The 13,498-nt window shown below is 59.7% G+C and carries 14 protein-coding genes; 10 read left to right on the forward strand and 4 right to left on the reverse strand.

The window, feature by feature from the left end:
* Positions 1-4: 4 nt before the first annotated feature.
* The gene (locus AC1RBR_RS14195) at positions 5-1,591 is read left to right on the forward strand and encodes an ABC-F family ATPase (RefSeq protein WP_095136059.1); all 1,587 of its coding nucleotides are present in this window, start codon (positions 5-7) and stop codon (positions 1,589-1,591) included.
* Positions 1,592-1,855: 264 nt separating this feature from the next.
* A complete protein-coding gene (locus AC1RBR_RS14200) occupies positions 1,856-3,043 on the forward strand; it encodes an MFS transporter (protein WP_492565074.1) in 1,188 nt (395 codons plus the stop codon).
* 122 nt (positions 3,044-3,165) lie between these two features.
* Here the strand turns inward: AC1RBR_RS14200 and AC1RBR_RS14205 are convergent, their stop codons facing one another.
* Both AC1RBR_RS14205 and AC1RBR_RS14210 read right to left on the reverse strand, forming a co-directional pair.
* On the reverse strand, positions 3,166-4,203 hold the full coding sequence (locus AC1RBR_RS14205; protein WP_492565075.1) for an alpha/beta hydrolase family protein: 1,038 nt from the start codon (positions 4,201-4,203) through the stop codon (positions 3,166-3,168).
* 238 nt (positions 4,204-4,441) lie between these two features.
* Positions 4,442-5,053 (reverse strand): FMN-dependent NADH-azoreductase, encoded by a 612-nt coding sequence (locus AC1RBR_RS14210; protein WP_027612710.1) that lies wholly within the window; start codon positions 5,051-5,053, stop codon positions 4,442-4,444.
* A gap of 125 nt (positions 5,054-5,178) precedes the next feature.
* Here AC1RBR_RS14210 and AC1RBR_RS14215 point away from each other — a divergent pair, with 125 nt between their 5' ends.
* Positions 5,179-6,087: a LysR substrate-binding domain-containing protein gene (locus AC1RBR_RS14215; RefSeq protein ID WP_007964611.1), complete on the forward strand. Its 909-nt coding sequence runs from the start codon at positions 5,179-5,181 to the stop codon at positions 6,085-6,087.
* Entirely contained in the window at positions 6,084-6,443 is a 360-nt protein-coding gene (locus AC1RBR_RS14220; protein WP_095136067.1) for an MmcQ/YjbR family DNA-binding protein, read from the forward strand. Before AC1RBR_RS14215 ends, AC1RBR_RS14220 begins: the two co-directional genes overlap by 4 nt.
* A gap of 132 nt (positions 6,444-6,575) precedes the next feature.
* On the opposite strand, the gene AC1RBR_RS14225 is transcribed toward AC1RBR_RS14220, so the two are convergent.
* Together AC1RBR_RS14225 and AC1RBR_RS14230 are read right to left on the reverse strand one after the other, a co-directional pair.
* Complete coding sequence (locus AC1RBR_RS14225) at positions 6,576-7,004, reverse strand: DUF1294 domain-containing protein (protein ID WP_480403311.1); 429 nt, start codon at positions 7,002-7,004, stop codon at positions 6,576-6,578.
* The gene (locus tag AC1RBR_RS14230; protein ID WP_253149868.1) at positions 7,001-7,831 is read right to left on the reverse strand and encodes an undecaprenyl-diphosphate phosphatase; all 831 of its coding nucleotides are present in this window, start codon (positions 7,829-7,831) and stop codon (positions 7,001-7,003) included. The genes AC1RBR_RS14225 and AC1RBR_RS14230 overlap by 4 nt, the downstream gene beginning before the upstream one ends.
* A 295-nt stretch (positions 7,832-8,126) precedes the next feature.
* Here AC1RBR_RS14230 and AC1RBR_RS14235 point away from each other — a divergent pair, with 295 nt between their 5' ends.
* The 6 genes from AC1RBR_RS14235 to fapC all read left to right on the forward strand — a co-directional run bounded on the left by AC1RBR_RS14235 (position 8,127) and on the right by fapC (position 13,454).
* Entirely contained in the window at positions 8,127-9,761 is a 1,635-nt protein-coding gene (locus AC1RBR_RS14235; protein ID WP_204894529.1) for a methyl-accepting chemotaxis protein, read from the forward strand.
* Between the two features lie 195 nt (positions 9,762-9,956).
* A complete protein-coding gene (pnuC, locus tag AC1RBR_RS14240) occupies positions 9,957-10,520 on the forward strand; it encodes a nicotinamide riboside transporter PnuC (protein WP_095136075.1) in 564 nt (187 codons plus the stop codon).
* On the forward strand, positions 10,517-11,041 hold the full coding sequence (locus AC1RBR_RS14245) for an AAA family ATPase (RefSeq protein ID WP_492565078.1): 525 nt from the start codon (positions 10,517-10,519) through the stop codon (positions 11,039-11,041). Before pnuC ends, AC1RBR_RS14245 begins: the two co-directional genes overlap by 4 nt.
* 335 nt (positions 11,042-11,376) lie before the next feature.
* Positions 11,377-11,823 (forward strand): functional amyloid chaperone FapA, encoded by a 447-nt coding sequence (gene fapA / locus AC1RBR_RS14250; protein ID WP_492565080.1) that lies wholly within the window; start codon positions 11,377-11,379, stop codon positions 11,821-11,823.
* 1 nt (position 11,824) lies between these two features.
* Positions 11,825-12,397 (forward strand): fibril amyloid subunit FapB, encoded by a 573-nt coding sequence (fapB, locus tag AC1RBR_RS14255; protein ID WP_492565082.1) that lies wholly within the window; start codon positions 11,825-11,827, stop codon positions 12,395-12,397.
* A gap of 73 nt (positions 12,398-12,470) precedes the next feature.
* A complete protein-coding gene (gene fapC / locus AC1RBR_RS14260; RefSeq protein ID WP_492565083.1) occupies positions 12,471-13,454 on the forward strand; it encodes an amyloid-like fimbrin subunit FapC in 984 nt (327 codons plus the stop codon).
* The last annotated feature ends 44 nt before the right edge of the window (positions 13,455-13,498 follow it).

The following is a 13,498-nucleotide window of genomic DNA, read 5'->3' on the forward strand; positions in this document are numbered from 1 at the left end:
GTAATTGATCTCCACAGCTAACATCACGATGCAGTTCGGCGCCAAGCCGCTCTTCGAAAACGTTTCGGTCAAATTTGGCGCGGGCAACCGCTACGGCCTGATCGGCGCCAACGGTTGCGGCAAGTCGACCTTCATGAAAATCCTCGGCGGCGACCTCGATCCGTCCGGCGGTCAGGTTATGCTCGAGCCGAACGTGCGCTTGGGTAAGCTGCGCCAGGATCAGTTCGCCTACGAAGAATTTACCGTGATCGATACCGTGATCATGGGTCACGAAGAGCTGTGGAAGGTCAAGGCCGAGCGCGATCGCATCTACTCGCTGGCGGAAATGAGCGAAGAAGACGGCATGGCCGTGGCCGAGCTGGAAACCGAGTTCGCCGAGATGGACGGCTACACCGCCGAATCCCGTGCCGGTGAACTGCTGCTGGGTCTGGGTATTCCGCTGGAACAGCATTTTGGCCCGATGAGCGAAGTCTCGCCAGGCTGGAAACTGCGCGTATTGCTGGCGCAGGCGCTGTTCTCCGATCCGGAAGTGCTGTTGCTCGACGAACCGACCAACCACCTCGACATCAACACCATTCGCTGGCTGGAAAACATCCTGACCCAGCGTAACAGCCTGATGATCATCATCTCTCACGACCGTCACTTCCTGAACAGCGTTTGCACGCACATGGCTGACCTGGATTACGGCGAGCTGCGCCTGTTCCCGGGCAACTACGACGAGTACATGACCGTGGCGACCCAGTCCCGCGAGCAACTGCTGTCGGACAACGCCAAGAAGAAAGCGCAGATTTCCGAGCTGCAATCGTTCGTCAGCCGCTTCTCGGCCAACGCCTCGAAAGCCAAACAGGCCACTTCCCGCGCCAAGGCGATCGACAAGATCCAGCTGGCCGAGGTCAAGCCGTCCAGCCGCGTGAGCCCGTTCATCCGCTTCGAGCAGAACAAAAAGCTGCACCGTCAGGCGGTCATGGTCGAAAAAATGGCCAAAGGCTTCGACGGCAAGCCACTGTTCAAGGACTTCAGCTTCCAGGTTGAAGCCGGCGAGCGCGTAGCGATCATCGGCCCGAACGGTATCGGCAAAACCACCCTGCTGCGCACCCTGGTCAACGAACTGACCCCGGATGCCGGTAGCGTCAAATGGACCGACGCCGCGGAACTGGGCTACTACGCTCAGGATCACGCGCACGACTTCGAAGACGACGTGACGCTGTTCGACTGGATGGGTCAGTGGACGCAGGGTGAGCAGATGATTCGCGGTACTTTGGGCCGCATGCTGTTCTCCAACGACGAGATCCTCAAGTCGGTCAAAGTGATTTCCGGTGGTGAGCAAGGCCGCATGCTGTTTGGCAAGCTGATCCTGCAAAAGCCGAACGTGCTGATCATGGACGAACCGACCAACCACCTGGACATGGAATCGATCGAGGCGCTGAACCTGGCGCTGGAAAACTACCCGGGCACGCTGATCTTCGTCAGCCACGACCGTGAGTTCGTATCGTCCCTGGCCACGCGCATCATCGAGCTGAGCGCCAATGGCGTGACTGACTTCAGCGGCACCTATGATGACTACCTGCGGAGTCAGGGTGTGGTGTTCTAAATCGCTGCAGGTTTGAAGAATAGCCCTGTCCTTGTGACAGGGCTTTTTGCATTTCAGGGGCGAAAGCTTTGTTGGTGCGACTGCCTTCGCGAGAAAGCCCGCTCCCACATTTTGGAATGCAGTGCCCCTGTGGGAGCGAGCCTGCTCGCGAAGAGGCCCTCAGAAACACCACCGACTCCAAGTAAAATAGTTAGCCTGCTTCCTTTTATTTCAACGCCAAGCCATGATGCCGACTCTCCCACCGCCGCCCGCGAACGAGTCCACATGTCTGCGCAGCAACAGCCTCCGCAAAGCTCCCTGGCGATCACCTTGCAGATCGTTTCCATCGTCTTCTACACCTTTGTCGCCTTCCTGTGCATCGGCCTGCCGATTGCGGTGCTGCCCGGCTATGTTCATGAGCAATTGGGGTTCAGTGCGATCGTTGCCGGGCTGGTCATTGGTTCGCAATACCTGGCCACCCTGCTCAGTCGGCCGATGGCCGGGCGCATGTCGGATACGCTGGGCACCAAACGGGCGATTGTTTATGGTTTGTCGGGGATTGTGCTCAGCGGGCTGCTGACGCTGAGCTCCACGCTGTTGCAGGCCTTCCCGATGCCGAGCCTGATCATTCTGATCCTCGGTCGGCTGCTGCTCGGCATTGCACAGGGCTTGATCGGCGTCGGCACCATCAGCTGGTGCATGGGCCAGGTCGGCGTCGAGCACACGGCGAGGTCGATCGGCTGGAACGGCATTGCCTCCTATGGCGCAATAGCGATTGGCGCGCCACTGGGCGTGGTGATGGTCGCCAATTATGGTTTTGCGAGCCTCGGTATTGCCCTGTCGGTTCTGGCGGCGGGCGCTCTGGTGTTGATCCGCAATAAACCCTCGGTGCCGGTGGTGCGCGGCGAACGGCTGTCTTTTTGGGCGGTGTTCGGGCGGATTGCACCGTATGGCGCCAGTTTGACTCTGGCGTCGATCGGTTACGGCACGCTGACCACCTTCATCACCCTTTATTACCTCAACCGTGGCTGGAGCGGCGCGGCGTATTGCCTGACGGTGTTCGGCGTGTGTTTCATCCTGTCGCGGCTGCTGTTCATTTCAGCGATCAGCCGTTTTGGTGGTTTCAATTCGGCGATTGCCTGCATGAGCATCGAGACCGTTGGCCTGGTCTTGCTGTGGCTGGCGCCGTCCACCCCGTTCGCCCTGATTGGCGCAGGGCTGGCCGGGTTTGGCTTGTCGCTGGTGTATCCGGCGCTGGGGGTCGAGGCGATCAAGCAGGTGCCCAACTCAAGCCGTGGCTCGGGGTTGGGGGCCTATGCGGTGTTCTTTGATCTGGCGCTGGCGATTGCCGGGCCGTTGATGGGCGCGGTGGCGTTGAATCTAGGGTACGCGTGGATTTTCTTCAGTGCGGCGCTGTTGTCGGTGATCGGGCTGGGGTTGACCTTGGTGCTCAAGCGCCGCTCGATGTCCTGAAGTTTCGTACAAATCACTGTGGGAGCGGGCTTGCTCGCGAAGGCGGTCGATCAGTCGCTATCTACATTGACTGACCCACCGCATTCGCGAGCAAGCCCGCTCCCACGGGGGAATTGAGTCGTTTATTGATCTGCGGTCTGCATCCCCGCGCGGTTCGGCTTGCCCAGCGTTCGAGAAAAAAACTGCCCGGCTTCGGAAATCAGGTTGCGATGGATATCTTCGCGGTTCACGCCGTCAGCGTCGGTGCACAGCGCCGGCATGGCGAGAATCTGCTCTTCGTTGCACGGCGCCATGAATACGAAGTGCCCTGCCCCGGCCAGCAACTTGAAGTCTGGTGCGGTCGGCAGCTTGCGCGCCAGCGCGGCGGCGTTTTTGTCGAAGGCCACCAGTTTGTCACCGTCGCCGCTGTACAGCAGCACCGGCACATGCACGTCCGCCAGAGTGCTGCGGCCGAATTTCAGGCTCAGCGGCGCCATCAGCAACAGCGCATGCACGCGCGGATCGGCCACTGGCTGCAGGTCATCGCGGTCGACGATCAACTCGCCCTGGGTGTTGCAGGCATCATGGTCGTCAGGACGCTCCTGGCAGTACCGGCGCAGGCGATCCAGATCCGGCTGCGCGCCAGAGAGGATCAACGCGGTTTCGCCACCGGCCGAATAGCCAATCACCCCGACCTGATCAGCGTTGATGAATGGCGAAAGCATCGGGTCGCCGAGGGTGGCGGTGATCGCTTCGGAAATCTGGATCGGCCGCCCATACAGATTGCTCAGGGTGCCGAGGCGGCTGTGGTCCTTGGAGTTGTCGCCGGGATGAATCACCGCGACCACCACAAACCCCTTGCGCGCCAACGAGGTGGCGAGGTCATGCAGCGCCAGCGGCGTGCCGGTGTTGCCGTGGGACAGCATCAGCATCGGAAAGCGACCGATCGCTACCTTGGTGTCGGCGCCCGCCTCGACGGTGTAACCCTCAAGCAGGCTGCTGTGTTCGCGGTCGCTGGAGGGATAGAAGGCGATGGCGCGCATCGGTTGCAGATCCAGCGGATCAAGGAACGTCATCTCGTGGTAACCGACACTCCAGACAGGGTGTCGCCCCGGCGCGGCATGCACTGAATTAACGCTGCCGAACAGGCACATCAGTAACGCTGCACAAAGACGCATCATGGGATGGCCCACCCTGTGTTACTCAATCGAATGATCCTTTGTGCTCCGACACGCCCGAAACCCGGTGGTTCGGTAATCCGGCGCGGCGCTGCACTCAGATGTTGATCGTCTGACTGCATAACCCGGGCCAGATTATGCAACAGTCAGAAACAAAAAACTCCGCATCAGGCCCTTGCAGAACCAGAATACAGAGTTTTTTGAGGGGCTACATGAACCGCAGCTGGTCTTTACGCAATGCTTATGCAGCGGCGAACAGTTGCTCGCTGATCTTCGCCTGAGCAGCGCTCATCGCGTTGTTGCGCACTTCATCACCGTAGGCCAGACCTTCGGCACGGACGATTTCGATGTCGGTGATGCCGAGGAAGCCCAGTACCAGCTTCAGATATTCTTCGTGGGCGATGCCGCTTGCCTGACCGGCATGGATGCCGCCGGAGGTGGAGACGATCACCACTTTCTTGCCACCGCACAGGCCTTCAGGCCCAGCTTCGGTGTAACGGAAAGTCTGGCCGGCGACGGCGACGCGGTCGATCCACGCCTTGAGCTGGGTCGGTACGGTGAAGTTGTACATCGGTGCGGCGATGACGATGGCATCAGCAGCAATGAATTCGGCCAGGGTCGAAGCGCTCAGCTCTGCTTCGTGCTGTTGTGCGGCGTCGCGCAGTTCAGCGGTGGTACCGGCAGCCACCAGGGTGGTTGACGAGAAGTGGCTGATGGCGTCGGCGGCCAGGTCGCGGTAGGTGACCACGGCGGTTGGCTCGGCGGCTTGCCAGGCTTTGACGACTTGGCTGCTCAACTGGCGGGAAGCGGAGTTGTCGCCCAGAATGCTCGAATCGATGTGCAGCAGTTTCATGTGGAATCTCCTGTAAAGAATCGCCGGCGGCGACGGAATGGAGACAATCCTACGGAAGAAACCAATAGCTGATTAGCCGCCGACAATGCGATAGTTCGTCCCACTGATAGAACGGTGGGCTTTTCATGCAGGATCTCAACGATCTCTACTATTTCGCCAAAGTGGTCGAGGCCGGTGGCTTTGCCGCAGCCGGGCGATTACTGGGCATTCCCAAATCCCGCCTTTCCCGTCGCATTGCCGAACTCGAGGAGCGCCTCGGCGCTCGTCTGCTGCAACGCACCACGCGCCAGTTGAACCTGACCGCGGTTGGCGAGCGCTACTTGCGTCACTGTCAGGCAATGTTGCTGGAAGCGGAGATGGCCGACGAAGCGGTCGCCAGCATGTCCAGCGAGCCACGCGGCCGCTTGCGGGTGTCCTGCCCCACGGGTCTGGCGCGAGAAATGTTGCCATGGGTGATCAGCGAATTCCTCGGCAAATTCCCTCAGGTGCAACTGGAGGTGGTGTTGCTCAACCGCCGGGTGGATCTGGTCGCCGAAGGCTTCGACGTGGCCCTGCGTGTACGCGAGTTGGGCGATGAAGATCCCTTGCTGGTCACCCGGCGTCTGCGCCAGGCACAAATGGTCGTGGTGGCCAGCCCGGCTTTTGTCGAGGGCAAAACCATCACTCATCCGCAGGACTTGAAGAACCTGCCGGTGCTCGGCGCGCTGGAGGCCGATCGCATGGTGCATGTGCGCTTGCTGGACGAGCAAGGCAACAGCGTCGAACTGAACATGGAAGCGCGGCTGGGCATCGATGATTTCATCGTGCGCAAGGCCTGTGTGCTGGCCGGCCAGGGTTTCACTCTGCTGCCGATGATGTATTGCGAAGCCGACCTTGAGAGCGGCGCGCTGGTGCAATTGCTGCCCGAGTGGTCGTTGCCCGGCGGCTGGTTGCAGGCGGTGTATCCGCATCGGCGCGGGGTGATGCCGGCGGTGCGGGCGTGGATCGATCATCTGGTCGAATCGTTCAATGCGTGTGGGGAGCGGTTGTTATGAAACAGGGAAAGATGAACGAAGCGGACGTCGCCGCCTTCTGTCTCGCCTTGCCAGGTGCGCGAGAGGATTACAAATGGGGCGGCGTGCGGGTGTTCTCGATTGCCGGCAACAAGATGTTCGCCCTGCAAGGGCTGCGCGGGGACTCATTGGCGTTCAAAGTCGACAAGGACCTGTTTCTCGGCCATTGCGACCGCCCGGGGATTCACCCGGCGCCGTATCTGGCGCGGGCGCAGTGGATCATCATGCACCCGCCCTACCCGCTGGGTGCCGAGGAGTTGCAGGGATTGCTGCAGCGTTCACATCAATTGGTGGTGGGCAAGTTGCCCAAAAAAACTCAAATCGGATTACTGCTTTAGCTTTTGATTTTGGTGGGAGCGGGCTTGCTCGCGAAAGCGGTGTGCCAATGGACGAATATGTTGTCTGACACACCGCATTCGTCGGAACGCCGCCCGGAGCAAGCCCGCTCCCACAGGGTTTCTTGTGTTGCTTCAGAACAGTGACAGCAGGTTCGAACCGAGAAACACCTGGTCGATCCAGAACACCTGATGCAGCGCCACAATCACCCAGAACAGAATCTGAAACGACACCTTGCGCGTCTTGTGCCGGAATACCTGTTGGGCGATCAGCGCGCCCGGCCAGCCGCCGGCGAGTTCCAGGGCATGGAGAATGTTCTCCGGCGTGCGCCACGCATCGGCGCGGGCCTTGCGTTTGTCCGCCCAGTACATGAAAAACGCCAGCACGCTGACCACGCCATAGGCAGTCAACGGCACCAGCGAGATCCCGCGCAGCCACATCGACAGCGAACCAAACAGTGGCAAGGCGCAAACAATCAGCAGCACTGCCAGTTTCAACTTCAGATGCTGAATACCGCCACGGGACGCGTGTCCATCCGGGCGGCGCGCGCGGGAATCATTCATGGTTTGACCGCCGACCAGTCCACCCAGCCGAACTGCCAGGTCGCCAGAATCACCAGACCAAAAACGATCCGGTACCAGGCGAACGCCGCGTAGCTGTGGCTGGCGATGAACTTGAGCAGACCGCGCACGGCGATCATGGCGAAGATGAACGCGGTGACGAAGCCGATGGCGAATACCGGAAAATCCGCCGGCACGAACAGATCTCGATATTTGTAACCCGAGTACACCGCTGCACCGACCATGGTCGGCATCGCCAGGAAGAACGAGAACTCGGTCGCGGTCTTGCGCGACAGGCCGAACAGCAGACCACCGATGATCGTCGAGCCCGACCGCGAAGTGCCAGGAATCATCGCCAGACACTGGGCGAACCCGACTTTCAGCGCGTCCTTCCAGGTGATCTCGTCCACGGTTTCAGCGTGCACCTCATGCTGGCGACGCTCGGCCCACAACATGATCACGCCGCCCACCACCAGTGCGGTCGCGACGGTGATCGGGTTGAACAGGTATTGGTGAATCAGGTCGGCAAAAATCACCCCCAATACCACCGCCGGCAGAAACGCGATCAGCAGGTTGGCCGTAAAACGCCGTGCACTCGGCTGGGTGGGCAGGCCAATCACCACATCGAGAATCTTGCGGCGAAACTCCCAGACCACTGCGAGGATCGCGCCAAGCTGAATAATGATGTTGAACGCCATGGCTCGTTCGCCACCGAACTCGAGCAAGTCGGCGACAATGATCTGGTGTCCGGTACTGGAAATGGGCAAAAACTCCGTCAGCCCCTCTACAACTCCAAGAATCAGTGCCTGCAAGGCGGTCCAAAGATCCATCAATCCCCCAAAGAGCGATGCACGCGGGCATGCCCCGATAATATTTTTCTAACGTTCACTGCGTTCAGCGTAGCTGTACCGATTCCGCGCGCACAGGATCCACACGAAACGGTCAAAATTCCGTGAAATATCAACTTGGATTCAGGTTTTCACGCGCGGGGCCGAAATCCTAACAGACAAGCCTTGATAGTGCAGCGGCGTTATACGACTTGGGTCGCGTATGCCCGACCACTCAAACGTGGTTGGATGCTGGCGTTGATTTATTACAAGAAAAAGAAATCGGAGTGACAGCGTTATGAACAGCTTGCGCAGTGTGTCGATCAGCCGACGCTTGTGGCTCATTTTGATTGTGGCCGTGGTCATGTTGTTGACCTTGGGCGTGTTGATGCTCAAGCAGATTCACGATGACCTGTATCACGCCAAGGCACAGAAAACCCAGCATGTGGTGCAGACCGCCAGCGGTCTGCTGAGTTACTACCACGACCTGGAAACCAACGGCACGCTGACCCGCGACGCCGCACAGAAACAGGCGCTGACCGCCATTCGTGGCCTGCGTTACGACCAGAGCGATTACTTCTGGATCAACGACCTCACCCCCGTGATGGTCATGCACCCGACCAACCCCAAACTCGAAGGCCAGAACCTCTCGGCGATCCGCGACCCGGACGGCTTCGCGGTGTTCAACGAGATGGTTGCGATCGCCAAAAGCAAAGGCGCCGGCATGGTCGATTACCGTTGGCCCAAGCCCGGCGCCAGCGAGCCGGTCGCGAAAACTTCCTACGTAAAACTGTTCGAGCCGTGGGGCTGGGTGCTCGGTTCGGGGGTTTACGTCGATGATGTGCAAAGCGAGTTCCGCGCTCAGTTGATCAAGGCCTCGGTGATCGGCCTGGTCATCGCGCTGATCATGGCCCTGCTGGTGATATTGATTGCCCGCAGCATCGTCCGTCCATTGCAGGAAACCGTGAACGCCATGGCCAATATCGCCAGCGGTGAAAGCGATTTGACCCGCAGCCTCGATACCCATGGCCAGGACGAAGTCACGCAACTGGCCCACCACTTCAACGCCTTCACCGCCAAGCTGCGCCGGGTCATCGGTGACTTGCAGGTTTCGGCCAGTGCCTTGGGCCAGTCGTCCAGCGAACTGGGCAGCGATGCGACTCAGGCTCAGCAGCGCAGTCAGCAGCAATCGCAGCAGATGGAACTGGTGGCGACCGCGATCAACGAAGTGACCTACGGCGTGCAGGATGTGGCGAAGAATGCCGAGCACGCTGCTGCGGAAATGCGCGATGCCGAAGCCCAGGCGCAACAGGGCCAGATCAACATCGACGGCAGCCTGCAACAGATCGATAAGTTGTCCGCAACCATTGATCAGGCGGTCGAAGTGATTCGCACCCTGGCGGCGGAAAGCACGCAGATCGGCAGTGTGCTGGAGGTGATCCGCTCGATTGCCGAGCAGACCAACTTGCTGGCGCTCAATGCTGCCATCGAAGCGGCCCGCGCCGGTGAACAGGGCCGAGGCTTTGCGGTGGTGGCCGATGAGGTGCGGTTGCTGGCGCAGCGCACGCAAAAGTCGACAGCGGAAATCCAGAGCATGATCGAACGCCTGCAAAATCATTCCGAAGCCGCGGTGAAAGTGATTGGTGACAGCAGCAAGGCCTCGCAACTGACCATCGAACAGGCGGGATTGGCCGGCGCGAGCCTGAATGCCATCGGCCAGGCACTGCGCAATCTCAACGGCCTGAACGCTTCGATTGCCAGCGCCACACTGCAACAGGCGCATGTAGTCGAGGACATCAACCAGAACGTCACCCAGGCGGCCGGCCTGTCTCACAGCACGGCGCTGGCGGCCGAGCAGTCGAGTGTGGCGAGCGTGAAGCTGGGGCAACTGAGTGAACAGCTGAACCAGCTCCTGCGCCAGTTCCGCGTCTGACCTGACTCACTTTGTGGGAGCGGGCTTGCTCGCGAAGGCTTGGTGTCAGTCGCTATTGTCGTTACTGATAAAACGCTTTCGCGAGCAAGCCCGCTCCCACAGGGGGACCAGGTGCCCCGTCAAAATCGGCAAGGCTCACTCCTGCAGGTTTTTGGGTACAATCCGCTCCCTCCTCAACTCCCTCAAGGAACCCCCATGTCCGGGCTTGAACTGTTTGCCGCCGCCCTCGGTGTGATCGCCGTGTGGCTGACGGTCAAACAGAATCCGTGGTGCTGGCCGATCGGCCTGGTCATGGTGTTGCTCTACAGCTGGATCTTCTATGACGTGAAGCTGTATTCGGACATGTTGCTGCAAGTGATTTACGCCGCGCTGCAAGTCTACGGCTGGTGGCAATGGACCCGCGCCGGGACGATGCACGACGGCCGTGAAGTCACGCGCCTGGATCAGCGTTCGATTCTGCTCGGCCTGAGTGTGGGCGCGCTCGGCAGCCTGCTGCTCGGCGCGGCCATGGCCCACTGGACCGACGCCGCACAACCGTGGCTCGATGCCGCACTGACCGCGTTCAGCCTCGTCGCGCAATTGTGGATGGCGCAAAAACGCCTGCAATGCTGGGCGCTGTGGTTCGTGCTGGATGTGATTTTCGTCGGTCTGTTCCTGTACAAGGGTCTGTACCTCACCGCCGCGCTGTATGCGCTGTTCACCCTGATTGCGCTGCAAGGCTGGCGCGAATGGCGCGCCGATCCGGCGTTGCAGCGATGAAGGTAGTTGTTCTCACCGGCCCGGAATCCACCGGCAAGAGCTGGCTGGCCGCTGGCCTTCAGGCGCGCTTTGGCGGCCTGCGAGTGGACGAATACGTGCGCTGGTTCATCGAGCAGAATCCACGCGATACCTGCCTCAACGACATCCCCGCTATCGCCCGTGGGCAGTTGCAATGGGAAGATCAGGCACGGGCGCAGCAACCGCCATTGCTGATCCTCGACACCCATTTGCTGAGCAACATCCTCTGGAGCCAGACCCTGTTTGGCGACTGCCCGGCGTGGCTGGAACCCGCGCTGCTTGCGCGGCATTACGACCTGCACCTGCTGCTGTCGCCGGAGCAGATCGACTGGACCGACGACGGCCAACGCTGCCAGCCACAACTGAGCGAACGCATGGCGTTCTTTCAGGCCACCCGCGACTGGCTGGAACAGCACGGGCAACCGTTGCAGATCATTCAGGGCGATTGGGATCAACGCCGCGTTCAGGCTTCTGACGCCGTCGCGCGGTTATTGGCTGATTGATCCATCGAATAGCTCCGTTCAGGGCAAAAGTGTCCATTCCTGAAACACCTCCCTCAGCGCAAAGCGGCGAGTTCAATGGCCTTCATCGTTTTGTCAGAACATCTGTTACGTCAGTGAAACAGTCTTCGGCAAACCCCTGTTCCAGAGCTTTGCGCCGCCCTTGACCGTGTGCCTGCCTGCCCGATTGTTTCAATGCTGAAACAGCTTTTGTATCAGCGCTGCACGGCGCATCACCAACCCATTGAAAATCAACAACAACTCAAAAGCGGCACAGCTTTCGCTCTCTCCTTCCCAACGCTGACAAGAGCCAGCCCACTGAAGAAGGAATTGCCGCCGTGGGGAATATCAATAAAGGCCTGACCTGCCTTCTGCTGATTGGATCAGCCAGCACATTCATCAGTTTCAACGTTCAGGCCGAAGGCAATGGCGTGATCGTCCTCAACCGCGACGTCCAGCCCATTCCCATCGGGCGCAGCGGTGGCAAAGACCCCTACCCGACCACAGTCAATGCCAACCCTTCGGCTCGCATCAATCAAGCGATGACCAGCACCGAGCTCGATGACGGTGAATTTGCCAGTGTAGCCAGTGGCTCTTCGATTCGCGGCAATATCACCACACCCACCGCCAACATGCCTGGCATGAACACCCTGACCAATCCCAACGGCCTGCCCGGCATGGGCGGCGGTCACGGCGGTGGCGCGGGCGGTTCGATTTCCAACACCGTCAACCGTGCGATGAGTTCAGGTCTTGCTCCGCTGACCCGCATGGCCGGAGGTCAATGAGATGAATCGTTCCCTTCTGCTGCTTGCCCTGTTCGGCTGCGCCAGCGCCATGGCCGATCCAGGCTCCGTGAATAACGCCGACATCCAGAACAGTGGCATGCAGTACCGCGGCAACTTCAACGTCAACCAGGCCGCCGGCGACCAGATGCAACAGACCAACACCAAGGCGATCGCCATTGGCAACAATGCCAGCGCCACGACCATTGTCAGGCAAAAGCTGGATACCCCCGCCAACCCTTCGATGAACGCCAGCGCCACCATCGGCGGCACCTCTTTCAGTAATGGCAACGGGATCCTGGGCGTGAACCAGGGCGCCGGGGCCAACAACCAGATGGCCAACGTTACGCGCATCAGCATCAGTGCTGCCCCGCAAAGCGTTGACGACAGCGCCCTGTCGCAACAGAACGTGGCGCTTTTACCGAGCTCAGGAGCAACTGGCACCTCACCCGGCAGTCGCCAGGTCACGACAAGTGATCAGGCCTTCACCGGCAGCCGAGGGGTGATTCAGGTGAACCAGAGTGCCGGGGTGGGGAACCGTATGGCTAACACCCTGAGCATCCGGGTCGCTGACTGACCCAAACAACAAAAGCAGTGCAATTAGAAAGTACCAACACTTAACCAACTAATAAGCACGACGGAGAAACACCATGAAACCTACAATGGCTCTCAAACCTCTGGTTTTCGCACTTGCAGCAGTAATGGCAATGGCCGCTCAGGCTGGCGGTAATGATCGTGGTAACGGGCACGGCAATGGTCATGACAACCATGGACCAAAAGGCCCAACCCTGGAACAGCTTCTGCAGATCGGCGCAGGTGCCGGAGCGGCAGTGCTCGACGAACAAAACAGCGACGGCAACGTGGTGAAAAACCAGGGCACTCTCAACAACGCCAACGCCAGCGACTCGCTCAATGGTTCTAACGGCAACATGGGCGCCAACGTTGCTGCCGGCGACGGCAACCAGCAAGACAACGCCGCCGCCTTGGCTACCGCCGATGAAAGCTTCATTTTCGGCAGTGCAGTTGCTGCCTCCAGTGCAACTCAAGTCAACAACAACAACTATGTGAAAAACTCGTCAACCTTCAATAACGCTACGCTCAACAACGCAGGCAACAATGGTTCCGGCAACATCGGCATCAACGTGTCCTCCGGCAACTTCAACCAGCAGAAAAACAACCTGGCGATCGCCGTATCCGGTGGCCGCGTAGCCACTGCCGCCGCGTCCGCCAATCAGTCCTCTACTGGTCTGGTTGTAGAAAACAAAGGCGTGCAGGCCTACAAAACCGACACCCTTACCGGCACCTACGCGGCCGCTGGCGTGTTTAAAGCCAAAGGCACTGCAACCATCGAAGACGACAACCATGGCGGTTGGGGTAACCGTGGCGGCGGCCACGGCGGCAACGATGACCAGAAAGCCAAGTTCGAAGCCGTGGGTACCTTTGGCCTCGCTGGCGTCACCACTCAGCAAGTGCTGACCAAAGATGGCTGGAAAACGCCTGTCGTCAACAATGCCAACATGACCAACTCGATGAACAACTTCTCCGGCAACGGCGGAGCCAACGTCTCGGCGGGTGTGGGCAACCAACAAAGCAACTCGCTGTCCATCGCTGCAGGTTGCAAAGCCTGCATGTAATCGCGATCGAAACGAAAGCCCCGGAAACGGGGCTTTTCCTCAGT

Source organism: Pseudomonas sp. GW823-FHT01D03 (assembly GCF_058798255.1).